This window comes from Brevibacillus sp. FW301-21C12A (assembly GCF_058788915.1).
Window position 1 is genome coordinate 146,634 of the sequence record NZ_JBYTBG010000004.1, and the last position, 18,346, is coordinate 164,979.

The 18,346-nt window shown below is 53.5% G+C and carries 18 protein-coding genes; all 18 read right to left on the minus strand.

Features of this window, described 5'->3' with window-relative positions; genetic code table 11:
* Positions 1–8 precede the first annotated feature (8 nt).
* Positions 9–968 (minus strand): ABC transporter ATP-binding protein, encoded by a 960-nt coding sequence (locus AC3WQH_RS04735; RefSeq protein ID WP_005827370.1) that lies wholly within the window; start codon positions 966–968, stop codon positions 9–11.
* 14 nt (positions 969–982) lie between these two features.
* Positions 983–1,978 carry an ABC transporter ATP-binding protein gene (locus tag AC3WQH_RS04740; protein WP_005827369.1) on the minus strand — a complete coding sequence of 332 codons (996 nt, stop codon included), beginning with the start codon at positions 1,976–1,978 and terminating at the stop codon, positions 983–985.
* Positions 1,979–1,992: 14 nt separating this feature from the next.
* Positions 1,993–2,910 (minus strand): ABC transporter permease, encoded by a 918-nt coding sequence (locus AC3WQH_RS04745; RefSeq protein ID WP_005827368.1) that lies wholly within the window; start codon positions 2,908–2,910, stop codon positions 1,993–1,995.
* Between the two features lie 7 nt (positions 2,911–2,917).
* On the minus strand, positions 2,918–3,850 hold the full coding sequence (locus tag AC3WQH_RS04750) for an ABC transporter permease (protein WP_005827367.1): 933 nt from the start codon (positions 3,848–3,850) through the stop codon (positions 2,918–2,920).
* Between the two features lie 246 nt (positions 3,851–4,096).
* Complete coding sequence (locus AC3WQH_RS04755) at positions 4,097–5,749, minus strand: peptide ABC transporter substrate-binding protein (RefSeq protein ID WP_007785533.1); 1,653 nt, start codon at positions 5,747–5,749, stop codon at positions 4,097–4,099.
* Between the two features lie 112 nt (positions 5,750–5,861).
* Positions 5,862–6,332 carry an Lrp/AsnC family transcriptional regulator gene (locus tag AC3WQH_RS04760; RefSeq protein ID WP_005827364.1) on the minus strand — a complete coding sequence of 157 codons (471 nt, stop codon included), beginning with the start codon at positions 6,330–6,332 and terminating at the stop codon, positions 5,862–5,864.
* A gap of 331 nt (positions 6,333–6,663) precedes the next feature.
* Positions 6,664–7,971, minus strand: a complete 1,308-nt coding sequence (locus tag AC3WQH_RS04765; RefSeq protein WP_005827363.1) for a pyrimidine-nucleoside phosphorylase — start codon at positions 7,969–7,971, stop codon at positions 6,664–6,666.
* A gap of 24 nt (positions 7,972–7,995) precedes the next feature.
* On the minus strand, positions 7,996–8,805 hold the full coding sequence (locus AC3WQH_RS04770; RefSeq protein WP_005827361.1) for a purine-nucleoside phosphorylase: 810 nt from the start codon (positions 8,803–8,805) through the stop codon (positions 7,996–7,998).
* 60 nt (positions 8,806–8,865) lie between these two features.
* Positions 8,866–10,038, minus strand: coding sequence for a phosphopentomutase (gene deoB / locus AC3WQH_RS04775; RefSeq protein ID WP_007785537.1), 1,173 nt, complete (start codon positions 10,036–10,038; stop codon positions 8,866–8,868).
* 168 nt (positions 10,039–10,206) lie between these two features.
* Positions 10,207–11,094 carry a site-specific tyrosine recombinase XerD gene (xerD, locus tag AC3WQH_RS04780; RefSeq protein WP_005827359.1) on the minus strand — a complete coding sequence of 296 codons (888 nt, stop codon included), beginning with the start codon at positions 11,092–11,094 and terminating at the stop codon, positions 10,207–10,209.
* Positions 11,095–11,182: 88 nt separating this feature from the next.
* A complete protein-coding gene (locus tag AC3WQH_RS04785) occupies positions 11,183–11,422 on the minus strand; it encodes a YqzK family protein (RefSeq protein ID WP_005827357.1) in 240 nt (79 codons plus the stop codon).
* A gap of 57 nt (positions 11,423–11,479) precedes the next feature.
* On the minus strand, positions 11,480–12,610 hold the full coding sequence (gene ald, locus AC3WQH_RS04790; protein WP_122953136.1) for an alanine dehydrogenase: 1,131 nt from the start codon (positions 12,608–12,610) through the stop codon (positions 11,480–11,482).
* 118 nt (positions 12,611–12,728) lie between these two features.
* Complete coding sequence (gene fur, locus AC3WQH_RS04795; protein ID WP_005827355.1) at positions 12,729–13,193, minus strand: ferric iron uptake transcriptional regulator; 465 nt, start codon at positions 13,191–13,193, stop codon at positions 12,729–12,731.
* A 94-nt stretch (positions 13,194–13,287) separates the two neighbouring features.
* Complete coding sequence (gene spoIIM / locus AC3WQH_RS04800; protein WP_122953135.1) at positions 13,288–13,914, minus strand: stage II sporulation protein M; 627 nt, start codon at positions 13,912–13,914, stop codon at positions 13,288–13,290.
* A 66-nt stretch (positions 13,915–13,980) separates the two neighbouring features.
* Positions 13,981–15,150, minus strand: coding sequence for an endonuclease Q family protein (locus AC3WQH_RS04805; protein WP_290426027.1), 1,170 nt, complete (start codon positions 15,148–15,150; stop codon positions 13,981–13,983).
* A complete protein-coding gene (locus tag AC3WQH_RS04810) occupies positions 15,150–15,713 on the minus strand; it encodes an NUDIX domain-containing protein (RefSeq protein ID WP_005827350.1) in 564 nt (187 codons plus the stop codon). Before AC3WQH_RS04810 ends, AC3WQH_RS04805 begins: the two co-directional genes overlap by 1 nt.
* Positions 15,714–15,873: 160 nt before the next feature.
* Positions 15,874–17,082: a DUF3866 family protein gene (locus tag AC3WQH_RS04815; RefSeq protein WP_007785545.1), complete on the minus strand. Its 1,209-nt coding sequence runs from the start codon at positions 17,080–17,082 to the stop codon at positions 15,874–15,876.
* A gap of 117 nt (positions 17,083–17,199) precedes the next feature.
* Positions 17,200–18,324: a M20/M25/M40 family metallo-hydrolase gene (locus AC3WQH_RS04820; RefSeq protein ID WP_429782328.1), complete on the minus strand. Its 1,125-nt coding sequence runs from the start codon at positions 18,322–18,324 to the stop codon at positions 17,200–17,202.
* Positions 18,325–18,346 lie beyond the last annotated feature (22 nt).

Consider the following 18,346-nt stretch of genomic DNA (forward strand, 5'->3'; position numbering starts at 1 on the left):
TGAAAAGATTAATTGTACAAGTGACAAGCAGCGAAGTGTCCGGGCTCGACTTCTTTCCATACTGGTACAGATGCAGCACACTCCGGCATTGCTTTCGGGCAACGCGTGCGGAAATGACAGCCGCTTGGCGGGTTCATTGGGCTAGGTACATCACCTTGCAGCACGATGCGCTCGCGGTTGCGCTCCACCTCTGGGTCTGGGATCGGAATCGCAGACAACAGGGCTTGCGTATAAGGATGGAGCGGTTTTTCATACAAAGCGTCGCTTTCGGCCAGCTCGACCATTTTGCCCAGGTACATAACGGCAACGCGGTCGGAGATGTATTTCACCATAGACAGGTCATGGGCAATGAACATGTAGGTCAGGCCCATTCTTTCCTGAAGCTGCTCAAGCAGGTTGACAACCTGTGCCTGAACGGATACGTCGAGAGCGGAAATCGGCTCGTCACAAACAATAAACTTAGGTTCTACAGCCAGCGCACGGGCAATCCCGATACGTTGGCGCTGACCGCCCGAAAACTCGTGCGGGAAGCGGTTCATGTGCTCAGGGTTCAAGCTGACCAAAGAAAGCAGCTCCTGGATGCGTTCCTTGCGCTTTTGCCCGGTAGCAAGGCCGTGAATGTCAAGCGCCTCGCCGATGATATCCCCAACAGTCATACGCGGGTTCAAGGAAGCGTACGGGTCCTGGAAAATCATCTGCATGTTGCGGCGCATGGCCTTCATTTCCTGATGATTCAAATTCATGATGCTTTTGCCTTCAAAGAGGACGTCCCCGCCAGTCGCGTCATATAAACGAAGAATCGTACGACCCGCGGTGGACTTCCCACAGCCGGACTCCCCTACTACTCCGAGAGTTTCCCCCCGTTTGATTTCAAACGAGATATCATTCACAGCTTTCAGAGTATTATCGCCAATGGAAAAGAACTTTTTCAAGTTGCGTACTTCAATGAGTGTCTCACGGTTATCCACTGTTTACCCTCCTCCTACGATCCTGCGCGGTTCTGAGCGAGCGGGTGCTGCAGCCAGCATGCTGCTCGTTGGGTCGTGCTGATTTCGTTCAACTCAGGATCGATCTCCTGGCAAACACGCATAGCCGATTCGCAGCGAGCGGTGAAGCCACAGCCCACTGGCGGACGCAGAAGGTCCGGCGGTGTTCCGAAGATCGGAGTCAACGGCTCATCACGGTTCAAGTCCAGACGCGGCACAGAGCGCAGCAGACCTTTCGTGTACGGATGTTGCGGGTTGTAGAAAATGTCATCTACTGTGCCCGTTTCAATCACTTTCCCAGCGTACATGACGATCACGCGGTCGCACATCTCAGCAACAACACCAAGGTCATGCGTAATGAGGATAATGGAAGTACCCGTTTTCTTTTGCAAGTCTTTCATCAAATCCAAAATCTGAGCCTGAATCGTTACGTCCAAAGCTGTTGTCGGCTCATCCGCTATCAACAGCTTGGGCGAACAGGCGAGAGAGATGGCGATCATCGCCCGTTGGCGCATCCCGCCGGAAAACTCGTGTGGATATTGCTCCACACGTTTTTCCGGTTGCGGGATACCTACCATGGTCAACAGCTCAATCGCGCGATCGCGAGCGGCTGCACGGCTCATGTTTTGGTGCTTGATAAGTCCCTCGGTAATCTGGTTGCCAATGGTCATCGTCGGGTTCAACGATGTCATCGGGTCCTGGAAAATCATCCCGATGTCTTTTCCGCGGATGGATTCCATTTCTTTATTCGACTTTTTGACAATGTTCTGTCCATTAAAGAGGATTTCGCCTTTTTTGATCTCGCCTGGCGGCATCGGGATCAGCTTCATGAGGGTTTGAGCGGTTACGGATTTACCGCAACCGGACTCCCCTACAATCGCTACTGCTTCCCCGCGATTTACGTGAAAATTAACGCCTCGTACTGCTTTGACTTCACCTGCATACGTATGGAAGGAGACATGCAGGTCTTTTACTTCGAGAATGCGTTCCATAACGATGATCCCTCCTATTTACGCAGGCGTGGGTCTACTGCATCGCGCAGACCGTCACCAAACAAGTTAAATGCCAAGATGGTCACGGAGATGAAAAGGGCCGGGAACATCAACCGCCACGGATAGTACTTCATGGCAGGCAAACCTTCTGAGGACATCGTGCCCCAGGAAGCAACAGGCGCCGCTACCCCCAAACCGATAAAGGACAGGAAAGACTCTGCGAAAATCGCGGACGGTACAGTCAAGCTGAGCGTAACGATGATTGGACCCAAAGCGTTTGGAATCAGGTGTTTAAAGATCAAACGGCCGCTGTCAGCACCAAGGGAGCGCGCTGCCAGCACGAATTCTTGCGATTTGAGCTGCAAAATTTGCCCGCGCACAATCCGGGCCATCCCAATCCACCCCGTTATCGTCAAGGCGATAATGATCGTGCCGACCCCGGGGGCTAAGACAACCATCAGCAAAATAACGACAAGCAAGTACGGAATAGCGAACAAAATATCAGCGAAACGCATCATGATCTCGTCTACTTTACCGCCATAGAAACCGGCAATACCGCCCCAGATGACCCCGATAATCAAGTCGATGAAGGCAGCAGCCAGACCAACTTCCAAGGAAATGCGAGCTCCGTACCAAATCCGCACGAACATGTCGCGTCCAAGGTCATCCGTACCAAACCAGTGCTCAGCGGATGGCTTTTTGTTTTTGCCAGCCAAATCGGTTGTGAAATAGTCGTTGGAAGACACCATCGGAATGACGACAGCACATACCATCAGCGCGACGATAAAGATCAAGGAAGCCATCGCGACTTTATTCATTTTCAAGCGACGCCATACATCCGCCCAGAAAGAGAGGCTCGGACGCTTGATCGCTTCTGCTTGGCGAAGATCGACCGAAATCGGTTCAAAATGCTCTTTTGTCAATTGCTGCATTTTCACATTACTCCCTTCCTGCGTCTGCGAGTTTAATTCGTGGGTCTACCAAGGTGTACGCGATGTCCACAATCAGGATCATCACTACGAGAATGATGGAGTAGAAGACCGTTGTCCCCATGATAACCGTGTAGTCGCGGTTGGTGATGGACAATACGAATTCACGACCCAGACCAGGAACCCCGAAGATACGCTCGATAACGAATGCACCAGTCAGGATGTTGGCAATCAATGGACCGAGGTAAGTAATAACCGGCAAGAGCGCGTTGCGAATTGCGTGCTTCACGGTAATCGTAAAGGTGTGCAGACCTTTTGCTTTTGCCGTTTTGATGTAGTCTTGTCCAAGGACTTCAATCATATTGGAACGCGTCAAACGAGCGATAAAAGCCATTGGCGACGCGGCGAGTGCGAGAGATGGCAAAATCGTGTACTCGAAGCCTTCCCATTTTGCGATAGGCAAAAGGCCCCATTGAATCGCGAAGAAATACTGATAAAATGATGCCAAGATGAAACCTGGAACGGATAGCCCCAAAACTGCTATCACCATAGCGGAATAATCTTGCCACTTGTTATGCTTCAGTGCTGCAACCACCCCAAGGATAATACCTCCGAAGATTGCCAAGAGCAATGCTTGTGCTCCCAAGTGCGCTGATACAGGGAAACCGCGATTAATCATTTCGTTTACCGTCGAAGATTTTTCTGTAAACGACGGGCCCAAATCCCAAGTAACGACACCCTTCAAATATTCGAAGTACTGCTCGTGCAGCGGCAAATTCAGCTTGTATTTGGCCTCGAGTGCCGCTTTAATCTCATCAGGAACGTTTTTCTCTGATGTAAATGGTCCACCCGGTACCGCTTTCATGATGAAGAAGGTGGCCGTTACAATCAGGAAGAGCGAGATGAGCATGAAGATGATGCGCTTACCAAGATAACGGATCAACTAATTTACCCCCTTGACAGATTTGATTGCTTTCACGTCCCATCTTTACACTGCGGACGTTACCGACACAGTGCAAAAATCGGCTGTGTAAATAACCCAAAAATGATCTCTTGCGTTGAAACTTTTCTCTATATTTTTCTTTTCCAGCTTGTTTGCGAGCTGGTATTTATGGGAAGGGACTGCATAGCAGAAGGTATATGGGTTTCCATATACCCTCTGCCGCAATACCCGATTCCTTCAGTTAGATTACTCTACGTATGCCCATTTCCAGTCGACGTCTCCCAGACCGCCAATGACAACGCCTTTGACGTTTTCTTTCTGTACCCAAGAGTTGGTATAGAAGTAAATTGGCATGATCGGCATTTCGTCCATCAAGATTTGCTCGGCATCTGCGAGAATTTTCTTACGCTTCTCCGGATCAGCTTCCAGAGCAGATTGGTTCAGGAGCTCTTTGAACTTCGGATTTTCCCAACGCGTATCGTTGTTTCCACCCAGTTTGTCCTTGTACAGCTCCAGGAAGTTGATTGGATCGTTAAAGTCGCCCAACCAGCCCATACGGCCTACTTGGAAGTTACCCGCATGCATGTCTTCCAGGTACACTTTCCACTCTTTGTTTTCCAGCTTCACTTCTACTCCGAGGTTTTTCTTCCATTGGTCTTGGATCGCTTCCGCAATCTTTTTGTGACCTTCGGAAGTGTTGTACGACAAGGTAATTGGCGGCAGCTTTGTCAGGCCTTTTTCTTTCATGCCTTCTTCCAAAAGCTTTTTCGCTGTTTCCAGGTCGTTGTCCTTGAAGTAGCCGTTCGGGTTCAGGACCATGGATGGCGGTACTGCCCCTGTTGCCGGGATTTGTCCGGTTTGCAGAATATTGTCAATCAGGGCTTGGCGGTTAATCGAGTAAGCAAAAGCTTTCCGAATCTTCACATTATCGAACGGAGGTTTTTCCACGTTGAACTTGTACCAGTACGTACCCGCGATTGGCTGGGTCGTAATTTTGCCTTGCTCCTTCAGCGCAGGAATCGCATCTGTCGGCAGCGCGCTCATTGGAGCACCCGCCCAATCCAGTTCTCCGTTTTCAAACATGGACAATTCGGTGTTCTCGTCCTCTACCATGGAGAACTCGATGCGATCGAGCTTCACGGCATCCTTGTCCCAATAGTTTTCGTTTTTCACGAGCACGAGCTTGCTTTTGTGCTCCCAGGATTCCATTTTGAACGGGCCGTTGCCCACGTGGGTTTTCGCTTCGCCAGCCCACTTCTCGTTGGCTTCGATCACTTTTTTGTTAACAGGGAAGTAGGTTGGGAAAGCAGTCAGCTCCAGGAAGAATGGAGTCGGATTTTCAAGCTTTACTTCCAAAGTCTTGTCATCCAGTGCCTTCACACCAACATCATCAAGCTTAGCTTCGTTTTTGTTCGCTTTTTCACCGTTCTTAATGTAGTAGAGCTGATAAGCGTAGTTTGCTCCGGTTTTCGGATCGAGTGCCCGCTTCCAGGCGTACTCGAAGTCGTGCGCTGTTACCGGATCGCCATTGCTCCATTTTGCGTCGCGAATGGTGAACTTGTAGGTCAGCATGTCTTCAGAGACTTCCACTTTCTCGGCAGCCGCCTCATGAGGCTTTCCGTCTTCTCCGATGCGGGTGAGACCGTCAAAGGTAGCGCGGATAATCGCTGCGGAAGTAGTGTCTTCCGAAAGGCCAGGGTCAGCCGTAGGTGGCTCAGAGTGCAGGTTCAGTTTCAGAACTTGTGGTTTTTTCTCTGCCTCTGGTGTTGCCGCAGGCTGTTCGGTGCTCGAATTGTTTGACGGTTGTGCTGGAGTGGAAGCTTGCTGGCCACCGCAACCGGCCAATGCCGTACCCAAAACTGCAATCGAGCTTACAAGTGCAAATACATTCTTTTTCAACGCAATAACCCCCCGTACGTTTTCTTTTTTGTCTTTTTTCAGAAAATAAAGGACGAAAAAAACGAACATGGCCCGAAGCTTCCTGACTTCGGCTAGAAGGCATCAACCCCTTTCACTGCAGGGTCACCTCGTCATCGTGAACGATAGAGAAGGAATCTTTGTACTGCTTCAGTTCCAACGAAACATCCGCGCCTACAATCCCTTCAATTTGAGAGAGTCGTTCATTGACGAAAGTGATCAGCTCGTCATTGCTATGGAAACACGCTTGGATAATCAAGTCGTGCTTACCGCTAAATGCACCCACAAACCGGACTGCAGAGAATTTGCTCAACTCTTCTGCCACATTTTTCTGTGAACCGAGTTTGGTGGTCAACCCGATGATTGCTTGTACTTTCAGCCCAAGCTTTGCCGGGTCGGGATGAATAACGAATTGAAAGACTCCATCTTGCAACAGACGGGTAATGCGAGATCGAATGGTTCCCTCGCTCACGCCAAGTTGATGCGCGATTTCTGTGTACGGGATTCGTCCGTCTTCCTGGAGGATTTGCAGAATCTGCTTGTCAACATGGTCCAACTTTCTCATAAATACGTTTTTCCGGGAACCTCCATCCTTTTTTTACGAAACTCGAAAAAATCTTTAATAATTTGTCTGTTACATTAAAAGTAATCTGAAATGATAGCGGTGTCAACGAAATTTGACAAGTAGAATTATAAAACATTATAAAGTGTAGCCGAACAGTAAAAATTTTTTTATATTATCAAACAAGCACTTCCTATCTCATATTGAAAAGGAAAATGACAATTTAATCAACTATATTTTCTCGAAAAACTGTATTTTTACACACAGAAAGAGTGTGCGCACCCCAGGCAGGCACACTCTTTCCTTTGTTGATCCTTCAAGAAAAAGGCGCGATTTACGCCTCGATGATTTTATAAATCAGCGGCTGGGCGGACGGAATTGTTGTCGAAATAGAGAAGGCATTCCGCAATTCTTCCAGCGCGCTTTGCAAAAGCTGCTCGTCGTTGGCGTGGATCGTCATCAGCGCCTCGCCGGCCCGGACTTCGTCTCCCCGCTTTTTGTGCAGCACGAAGCCTACCGCCAGATCGATCGGCATTTCCTTCGTCAGACGGCCAGCTCCCAGGACGACAGAGGCATGCCCTACCGCTTCGGCGTCAATCGCCTCCACATAGCCATCCTGCTCTGCGACAACCTGATGAATGATTTTCGCCTGCGGCAAACGGGATAGGTCGTACACGTCCTGTTTGTCGCCGCCTTGCGCTTCCACCATCTCGGCCAGCTTGTCCACGGCTTTGCCGCTCGTCATCAGTTCCTCCAGCTTGACGCGGCCTTCCTCAACAGTGGAAACGAGTCCACCCAAAACAAGCATGCGCGAGCCAATCGAGAGGGCAAGCTCGGTCAAATCTTTTGGCCCTCTGCCAGCCAGCGTCTCTACGGCTTCTTTCACTTCCAGCGCATTGCCCACGGCAAAGCCGAGCGGCTGGTTCATGTCGCTGATGACCGCCACCGTTTTGCGTCCGACCTGGCTGCCGATTGCGACCATCGCGTTTGCCAGCGTTTCCGCTTCTTCCAGGCTTTTCATGAACGCACCCTTGCCGACTTTTACGTCGAGCAGGATGGCGTCAGCGCCCGCCGCAATCTTTTTGGACATGATCGAGCTTGCGATCAGCGGAACCGCTTCTACGGTCGCTGTCACGTCACGCAGCGCGTACAGTTTTTTGTCTGCCGGAGTCAGGTTGCCGGACTGCCCGATGACGGACACGCCAATATCGCGCACCTGCTGCAAAAACTGCTCGCGTGTGCGCTCTACCTGAAAGCCGCTAAACGACTCCAGCTTGTCGATCGTTCCTCCCGAGTAGCCCAGGCCGCGGCCCGACATTTTCGCTACGGGAATGCCTGCTGCTGCCACCAGAGGGGCGACGACAAGCGTCGTCTTGTCGCCTACTCCCCCCGTGCTGTGCTTGTCCACCTTGATGCCTGCCAGCGAGGACAAGTCGAGCTGTTCGCCCGAGCCTGCCATAGCCAGTGTCAAATCTGCTGTCTCGCGCGCTGTCATGCCGCGGAAAAAAACCGCCATCGCCCAGGCGGACATCTGGTAGTCAGGAATGGTTCCGTCTGTATATCCGTCTACGAGAAACTGTATTTCCTCGGTTGTCAGCTCGCCGCCGTCACGCTTTTTGGCAATCATATCGACCATCCGCATAGAAAATCCCCTCCGCCTTGTTCTTTACAGTTTGGCTACGATGCCGTTGACCAATGCCAGGAACTGCGTTTTTACTTTTTCGGTCGTCTCCATTACTTCATCGTGCGAAAGCGGCTGTTCGAGAATGCCTGCTGCCATGTTGCTGATGCACGAAATGCCCAGCACTTTTACTTTCATGTGGCGCGCGACGATCACTTCCGGAACAGTCGACATCCCTACGGCATCTCCGCCGAGCAGACGGAGCATGCGGATTTCCGCCGGCGTCTCGTAGCTTGGGCCAAGCAATCCTACGTACACGCCTTCGCGCAGCTTGATGCCTTGCTCGGACGCTACTTGATGCGCCAGTTGGCGCAGCTCTTTGGAGTACGCTTCGGACATGTCAGGGAAACGCGCGCCCAGCTCGTCGTCGTTTGGCCCGATCAGCGGGTTGCGGAAAGTCATGTTGATATGGTCGGAAATCAGCATCAGATCGCCCGGATCGTAACCTTCGTTAATGCCGCCCGCCGCATTGGTCACGATGATCGTCTCCACGCCCAAAAGCTTCATCACGCGGATCGGGAAAACGACTGCATCCAGCCCGTGGCCTTCGTAGAAGTGGAAACGGCCTTGCATCGCCACTACTTGTTTGCCTTGCAGCTTGCCGATGACGAGCTGCCCTTTGTGTCCGACTACCGTGGACACGGTGAAGCCCGGAATTTCGTGGTACGGAATGACGACCGGATTTTCGATCTCATCGGCCAAAACGCCCAGCCCGGAACCCAATACCAGCCCGATCGTCGGCTTTTCCGCCAGTTTTGGTTCGATAAACGCTACTGCTTCTTGCAAATTTGCCATATGTGAACACTCCTCTTCGGTTACGTTTCTTCTATATAAATATTTATAATCACTTAACCTTTATACACGATTCAGGAAGCTTTTTCCGATTGCCGGAGCGGCCACGCCAAAATTGTCCGCAATCGTCGCGCCGAGATCGGCAAATGTTTCGCGAATGCCCAAGTTTTCCCCTGTGCGTATGCCTTTGTGGTACACCAGGAGCGGAACGTATTCGCGCGTATGGTCGGTTCCGTGGTGGACCGGATCGTTGCCGTGGTCAGCGGTAATCACGAGCAGGTCGTTTTCTCGCATGGCGGCCAAAATTTCCGGAATGCGGGCATCGAACTCCATCAGCGCCTGGCCGTACCCTTCCGGATCGCGGCGATGTCCGAACTTCGCATCAAAGTCGACGAGGTTGACGAACGACAGACCTGTAAACGACTGCTTCATCGTGCCGATCAATTGGTCTACGCCATCCATGTTATCTTTGGTTCGGATCGACTGCGTGATTCCTTCCTCGGCATAAATGTCGCTGATTTTGCCGATCGCGATCGAGGTCAGTCCGGCATCCTGCAAACGGTTCATCACGGTCGGCTCGAACGGCTTGACGGAGTAGTCATGGCGATTGGCGGTGCGTGTGAAGTTGCCCGGCTCTCCGACAAACGGTCTGGCGATCACGCGCGTCACGGCAAACTCATCCCGCAAAGTAAGCTCGCGCGCCACCTGGCAAATGCGATACAGCTCCTCCAACGGCACGATTTCCTCGTGGGCAGCCACCTGGAAAACGCTATCAGCAGACGTGTACACAATGACAGCCCCTGTTTTCATGTGCTCTTCGCCCAGCTCGTCGAGAATATCCGTACCGGAAGCGACTTTGTTTCCAAGCACCTTCCGCCCGATGCGCTGTTCAAATTCCGCGATCAGCTCGGCTGGAAAACCGTCCGGATACGTCCGAAACGGCGTTGCGACGTGCAAGCCCATAATCTCCCAGTGGCCTGTCGTCGTATCTTTTCCCATGGAAATTTCCTGCATTTTCCCATAGTGGGCGGCTGGAGCTTCCGCAGCAGGGACGCCTTTTAGCGGGGCAATATTTCCGAGCCCGAGCTTTTGCAGGTTCGGCAAAGCAAAGCCTGCGACGCGCTCCGCGATATGGCCGAGCGTGTTGGCTCCTTCATCGCGGAATTTGGGAGCATCTGGCTGTTCGCCGATTCCCACGCTATCCATAACGATCAGAAATACACGTGAATAACGCAATGTTAACGCCTCCAGTTCAAAAAATGGATAAAGTTTCATCCCAGGTCGTCAGACGTCTGACCTGATGGAGATAAGCTTGCTCCGCCTCGGACTCGGGCGGAGTCATCTGTGTTTCTTTTGTCTAGCGTTGTCGGGGGTATCTTCATCGTATCCCAAGCCGCATCGGCATTACGCTCGCGGATGCGTTTTGGCATAAATGTCCTTGATCCTCGTCCGGGTCACATGCGTGTAGATTTGTGTCGTGGAAATATCCGCATGCCCGAGCATCTCCTGTACCGAGCGCAAGTCCGCCCCGTTTTCCAACAGGTGGGTGGCAAAAGAATGACGCAAGGTATGCGGCGTAATCTCCGCCCGGATATTCGCTTTCGCGGCATAGCGCTTGATAATTTTCCAAAAGCCCTGACGCGTGATCTGCTTGCCCAAATGATTGAGAAACAAGGCTGACTCGCCCGTCCCCTTCACCAGCTTGGGACGTCCTGCCTGCAAATAGTGCCGGACCATCTGAATGGCGACGGAGCCAAGCGGAATAATCCGTTCCTTGGAGCCTTTTCCCATGCATTTGACAAAGCCCATATCCAGATTGACATCCGCTTTGTCCAGATTGACCAGCTCAGAGACGCGGATGCCTGTCGCATACAGCAGTTCCAGCATCGCCTTGTCCCGCAGCCCGGCCGGGTGATTGACAGGGGGACTGTCCAGAAGCCGCTCCACTTCGTCAACCGAGAGCACTTTTGGCAAGCGCTTTTCGATTTTGGGCGTCTCCAGGTGGATCGAAGGATCTTTGTCGATGATTTTGTCCCGAACGAGAAACTGGTAGAAAGCGCGAATGGATGCCATATTGCGCGAAAGCGTCGCGGTTGCCCGCCCCTTTTCCCGCAGGACGAGCAAGTAGCCGATGATGTGCGTCCGCGTTGATTCCTCGATCCGGGTCACGCCCTGCTCGTGCAAATACGAGGTATAGGCGACCATGTCCCGCTGATACGATTCCAGGGTGTTGCGCGATAGCCCCTTTTCCACAGCGAGGAAATGGATAAATAGATCAATCAGACTGTCCATGAAGCTGTCCCCTTCAGGTGATAAGTATCCTGTATTGCTTTCCACATCGAGTAAAAATCTCCTGCTGCCCGCACACAAAAAAGTGCATTTACTCTCCCGTCAAATAAAACAACTGCAACCGCGCGAGGTAGCCGTCCAGGTCCTGTGTTTGCGGGGAATTAATCAGTTTCACGACCTTCACGGCATTCCCGTGCGGCTCGTGGTATGGGTCGGCCGGCAGCAATTTTTCCGCAAGCAACGTGATGATACCGTAAGAGAGCAATGAGCACGTCACGAATAACAGCAAAAAGCGAAGCGCCTCCATCATCCGGCGATACGGGAACCCCATCTGTCCACCTCCCTGCTCTCTTCATATGTATGCACTTGTCTCTTCGCCCATGCGGCTCTACAGCGGAAGCTCCTGCAGCACATCGTCGAGCGGCGTGTACGGCAAGTTCAACGAACGGGCGACAGCCTCGTAAACGATATGTCCGTTTAGCACGTTGACCCCGCGCGCCAAGGCCCGATGCTGGGAAATCGCCGCCCGATACCCTTTGTTGGCGAGCAAAAGCCCGTACGGCAGCGTCACGTTGGACAACGCAATCGTCGAGGTGCGCGGTACCGCCCCTGGCATGTTGGCCACCGAATAGTGGACGACGCCATGCCGGACATACGTCGGGTCGCTGTGGGTGGATATGCGGTCGACCGTCTCGATGGAGCCGCCCTGATCGATTGCCACGTCGACAATGACCGAGCCAGGCGACATCGTCTTGACCATCTCCTCCGTGACCAGCCGCGGAGCGCGGGCGCCGGGAATGAGCACGGCTCCAATCAGTAAATCCGCGTCTTTTACCGCTTCGGCGATGTTGTAGGAGTTGGACATCAGCGTCTGCAGCCTGCCGCCAAACATTTCATCCAGTTCGCGCAGCCGGTTGGCGTTAATGTCGAGCAAACTGACATTGGCCCCAAGCCCGATCGCCATTCGCGCCGCATTCGTCCCGACGATGCCCCCGCCTACAATGACGACGCGCCCAGGCAAAACACCGGGGACCCCGCCCAAAAGGACGCCTTTTCCGCCGTGTGGCTTCTCCAGAAACTGCGCCCCGATCTGAACGGACATCCTCCCCGCCACTTCGCTCATCGGCATGAGCAGCGGCAGTGCCCCGCTGTCGGTCTGGATCGTCTCGTAGGCGATTGCCACCACTTTTTTCGCCCGCAACTGCTCGGTCAGCTCCCGCTCCGGCGCGAGGTGCAGATACGTAAACAGAATCAGGTTTTCCCGGAAGTACGGGTACTCGTCAGGCAGCGGCTCCTTGACCTTGCAGATCATGTCGGCGTTTTTCCACACTTCCTCTGCCGACGGCTGAATTTCCGCCCCTGCTGCGGCATAGTCTTCATCGGTAAAGCCGGAGCCTACTCCCGCCTGCGTCTCTACCAGCACGCGGTGTCCTGCTTGCCTGTAGGAGCTGGCGCCAGCAGGAGTAAGCCCGACGCGGTTTTCGTTATTTTTGATCTCTTTCGGTACGCCAATAATCAAAAGCCATCTCGCCTCCTGTCTCCATGTACTGTTCTAGGATGCCACAGGAAAACGTCGGCCATTACAAAAGCGCCGAAAGAGAAAAGAAAAAAACTTCTCCGTTCCCAGAGAAGTTGGCTTATTTGAAGTCCTCCACGTTTACTTTGTCAATGCAGCGACCGCAAATCCCGTAAAAGGTAAGACGGTGGTCGGTAATAGCAAAGTTGTAAACATTCTTGACCTTTTCTTCTGCACTGACAAGCAAGTCTTCAAAAATCTCGTCCACAGTGCCGCAGTTGAGGCAAATGAGGTGATGGTGGTGGTAAGCCGCATTGTCATCGCGAAGGTCGTATCTGGCTACCCCATCGCCGAAGTTCATTTTATGAAGGATTTTCAAGTCGCTCAAAAGCTCAAGAGTTCTGTATACAGTCGCAAGCCCGATTTCGGGCGCTTTATCCTTCACCAGCAAATAAACATCTTCCGCACTCAAGTGATCTTCTTCATTTTCCAGCAAGACGCGAACAGTGGCTTCACGCTGTGGTGTCAGCTTGTAGTTTTGTGAATGCAACTGTTGCTTGATCTTCTCTAATTTTTCTTCCAACATTAATGCCCCTCCCCGCTCGCATGAAACCTGTTCCTATTATAGTAGAGGGGCGTCGAATAAGTCAAATGCATGAGTTCTTACCTGATAATTATTCTTAATTGAGCACGAGCTGCATCAGTCTCGGCGACACAAACGTCTCGAACAGAGCGGCCAGCGTCAGCACGCCCAGCATGGAAATGACCAGCACGGTATAGCCCATGAAATGCGGGGCAATGACATCGCGCTTGCTCAACAGCCGGGTCTGGATCAGCCGGAGAGAAAAAGAAATTCCGCTCACGCCGATGATGAACAGAGCCGGAACGACGAGCAAATTTTGCGGGAGTACGCCGAGCATGGCGAACGTCACGCCTTTCCACTGCAACTGGCTGACTAAAAAGCCGACGGTAAATCCGACGACGACTCCTTTGAGAAACAGCATCAGCAAAATCATCGGCAGGCCGATAATGGATAAGCCCAGCACCCACATGATCGCGACCGTTTTCGCATAATGCCCGAACGACTGCTGAAAATGGGCGCTCGTCTCCGGGATGCCGCTCGTGCTCAGGCTGTTAAAAAAATATTGCAGAAAACCGTACAGCTCCTGCTTTTGCGAAAGTGGCAGCGAGTTGACGAGCACGGCACCGAAAATAATCCCCATGGTAAACAGGACAATCGTAAACCAATAGAGCGACTGATGTTCTCTCATATAGGATTGGATAGTTTGTCCGACTCGTGAACGCACGGTTCGTCCCCTCCCGCTTCGCTGATTACTGTACAGCTTATGCGGGCTGATGAGGGGCTATGACAGTTAGGACAAGATCACCTTTCCGTAAGTTCCCGCGCCGCCTTTTTGCACGTTCAAACAACCTGCTCTGCCTGCCACGATCAGCTTGGCAATTTTTTCGCCGACGACATGTGCCAGTTCTTCCTCTGTCGCTCGGTGCACGACATTCATCTGCGTGCCAAACGCGTGATACAGCTTGGCGAGCAGCTTCGGCCCGACTCCCGGGATAAATTCCAGCGGAAACTGCTCGATATAAGGCGGGCGAAACGCAGGGTGCGCTCCGGCTTCCCGGTCTGCCAGCTCGTCGATGCGCGCAGCCACGCCGCGCACGATCCGCTTGTGTCCGCACTCGGGACATCTCCCTTTTGCGTCTGCTGGCAAAAGCGACTGGCAGCCCTGGCAAGCGGTTTGGTGGTATTTGCCCAGTTGCGGATGCAGGCCGTAATTCACCGTCACCCCTCTGCCGCCCTCGCGGCGAATCGCTTTTGCCCACTCGGCGAACGAACGCGCTTCCATCGCTATGCTTTGATACTCTCGGCCGATTTTGTCGAGGGAGTGCGCATCGGAATTGGTGAGAAACGTTTTGGCGTGCAGCTCGGACAGCCGATCCGCCATGTCCGTATTCGCGCTCAGCCCAAGCTCTACAGCGTAGATGCGGGACGGGTCGAGCACATCCGCCAGCCGATCTGTACAGCTTCCGTACAGCCCTTTGTGCGGGGTGAAAATGTGCGCCGGAATGAGCATCCCGCCCAACTGTTCCACGGCATCCTGCAGCTCGCCAATCCGGGCAGCCACGCGCTGGGAGCTGAGCTGGACATTTTTGCAGCGCTCGGCAAGCCAGCGGGTCCATTGCTGCATGTTAGCCAGCCTCGGCAAGTAGACGAGGAAGTGAGCCGCTCCCCGCCCCGGCTCCTTGATTTCCAGCTCGCAGCCGAGAATCAGCATCGTCCCTTTGTATAAAATCCCTCCGTCCGCATGCTCCGTCGCCGCTCCCGCCTCCAACAGAGACATTAGCTCGTCCTGCACCTCCGGCGAATGCGCGTCGATAATCCCGATGACATCCATTCCCTTTTTTTCCGAAGCTTCCTCCAAAATTTTCGTCAAGGTCATCTGGCGCGACGCGGTAATTTTCACGGGCTTTCCGGTCCACGTTCCGCCTATGTGGATGTGCATGTCGCAAAAATAAGTCTGCATTACCCGTTCAACTGCTTTCGTAGCAGCATGTTCTCCCAGGCAAACAGCGCCACTACCGTTTTCGCATCGCGAATCTCCCCGCTGCGGTGCAAGGCGTGCGCTTCCTCCAGTGTCAGCTCAAGCGCGTCCACGAACTCATCCTCGTCCGGCTTGCTCTCGCCTTTTTTCAGCCCTGTCGCGACAAACACATGCAAAATCTCGTCGGCGAAGCCTGGCGAGGTGTAAAACGAGCTGAGCGGCTCGTAGTGGCTCGCCACATAGCCTGTCTCTTCTTCCAATTCGCGCTTGGCGCAAGTCAGTGGCTCTTCTCCCGGCTCCAGCTTGCCTGCGGGAATCTCGACAATCGTCTGCTCCAGCGGCTTGCGAAATTGCCGCACCGCCACCAGCTTGTTGTCATCCGTCAGCGCCATGACGGCAACCGCTCCCGGGTGATTGACGATCTCCCGCTTCGCTGTATGTCCGTTTGGCAAAAGCACCTCGTCGACCTTCAGACTGATAATCCGTCCCTCGTAAATCGGCTGGCTGGCAATCGTTTTTTCGTACAAGTGGTCTTGCTTGCTCACATTCATCATCCTTTTTTTCAGCTTGGTCGTTCTAATTCGATTCCTCGCTCCATAAGTTGGGAGCATAAAGCTTGTCCACACTCATTGTATCGGAGGAGATTGTGAATGAAAACCTATGTCAGCGAAAAGCAATTGCGGATGGTTGGAAAAGCATGGGAAATCAAGGCCGCTCTCCGCTCCTGGTCAAATAAAGAGCTAACGCTTCAAGAGTATTTGACGAAGCGGACAAACGCTGCTCGCCGCTGAGCGCCTCCGCCGGATACGACAGGCTTTTCCCCAAAAGATCGGCGGCCAAAACAGCCGTCTGAAACGGAACCGGGTCCTCTCTCCAGCTTCTGCCCATTGTGGAAAAGGACAAGCCGTAGCCTTTTTCCAGCGCATCGAGGCGCGCGACAGACGGCGCTGGTCCATATGCCAGCCTGTGTCCGGCCCGGCTGTCTGTAATCGCTGCGAGCTGCTCTTCGATAATCGCATCGCGCTCGTCGCCAAGCCGCGGCAACGTCACCAGCACGGGGCAGAGGGCAAATCTGCCGAGGATCGCAGTCGTATGATGGCTGATGCCGTAATGGCGACTGCGCTGGTCGGCAAAGCTGATGCGCGGAATAAAAAAAGGCGTGCCTCCCAGTGCCGACACGGCGTGAATCACTTCTGCCAACTGGACGCCGGAAAAACCGTAGGAAGTGCCCGTTCCCGCAACGCCCGGGCCAAGCATGCAGACGATGACATCGGCCCGCTCCACATGGCGCGCGGCCAGCAAACCGCTATGAATCGTCACCGCCTCGCGATCGCCGCCCCACGCATGTCCCGTCGTAATCGTCGCCGTCAAGTTGCCCGACCGGGACAACTGTTGGACGTGACGGCTAAGCGCAATCGGCAGCGAAGCCGCATCGGGCATGACATAGACTAACCGCAGTTGCGGATCGTTTTCTTTGAGCGCAAGTATTGCCGGCGGCAGCAGGCTGTGCAGCTCGCCGATGAGCACAGGCGTACCGTCCAGCGACAGGTCCGGCTGCCGAAACAAGTCGTGAAAAGGGCTGGCCTGTTCTTCGACCGCATCCACTGCCAACTGCCAGGGCGAATAGCGCATTTTCATAATATGTCCCCATTTGCTCGGCATGACGTCGCGGCTTGCCTCTTCCCCAGTCTTGCCGACGACCAGATGAAACCCGCCCGTCCCGAGTTGCAGGCGCAGCGCCGTCGTATTGAGCAGGAGCGTATCGCCGATGCGGTAGTCCTCCTGGGCAAACGAAAGTGCCTTCTGCGGGCCAGCTTCCTCCCCGGCGCAAGCAGCCAACTCGACCTCCAGCACTTGCATTCCCGCGTGCTTTTCTCCTATACGAATGACCGTGCCCGTCACCAGATACAGCATGCTCCTCCCCCTCGTCCCGCTCCTTCCTACAGTCTATGACAGACAACGTTTGTCCCAATCATCCATTCGCAAAAAAGCAAAAAGCGGAACCCCCATCGGGATTCCGCCAGCCTGTTCCTACTGTTCTTGTACTTCTGCGATGATAGCGAGCACCAGCTCGGCTGCTTTGTTCAGTTCAGCGATTGGCATGCGCTCGTTTTTCGTATGAATTTCCTCGTAGCCGATGGCAAAGTTCACGCTCGGGATGTTGTAGCCGTTGAACACGTTGCCGTCGCTGCCGCCGCCGCTTGCGACAAGCTCCGGATTGCGGTCAATGCGCTTGACTGCGCCGATCGCTTTTTGCACGACTGGCGTTTCTTCATTGAATTTGTAGCCGTGGTACATGAAGATGACGTTGTTCTCGCAAGTAGCGCCCATCTCGGCTGCCGCTTCCTCGAACGCTGTCGTCATTTTCTTCACTTGCGCTTCCAACTTGTCCATCACGAGACTGCGCGCTTCGGACCAGATTTCCACGTAATCGCTGACGATGTTGTACGCCTTGCCGCCTTCGAAACGCCCGATATTCGCGGTGGTATCCGCGTCGATGCGTCCCAGCGACATGCGGGAAATCGCCTTGCTAGCAACGGTGATCGCGCTGATTCCATCCTCTGGGTTGACGCCAGCGTGAGCGGCTTTCCCATGGATTTTGGTGACGATCCGGTACTGACCCGCACCTGCCACCGTAATTTTGCCGACAGGGCCTTCAGAGTCGAGAATGAAGCCCATCTCCGCCTTGAGCAAGCTTGCGTCCAACGCGCGGGAACCGACCAGACCGGATTCTTCCCCTACGGTCAAGACAACCTGGATCGTTGGATGGGGCAAGTTTTGTTCCTTCAGCGTGCGAATGCCTTCAAAAATAGCAGCAATCCCCGCCTTGTCATCCGCTCCGAGAATGGTCGTACCGTCAGAGTAGATGTAGCCATCGCGGATTTGCGGCTTGATGCCGTTACCTGGCACAACGGTATCCATGTGGCTGCTGAACAAAATCGCCGGACCGTTTCCTGTGCCTTCCAAGGTCGCAATCAAGTTGTTGGCGCCATGGCCTGTCTTCGCTGCTGCGTCATCCTCTTCGACCGTAAAGCCCATCTCGATCAGCTTTTGTTTCAGCACCTTGTGGATGGCTGCCTCGTTTTTCGTTTCGCTGTCAATCTGCACGAGCTCCAGAAACTCGTTTAGCAAACGTTCTTCGTTGATCGCACTCACACTCGTTACCTCCCGATTACTT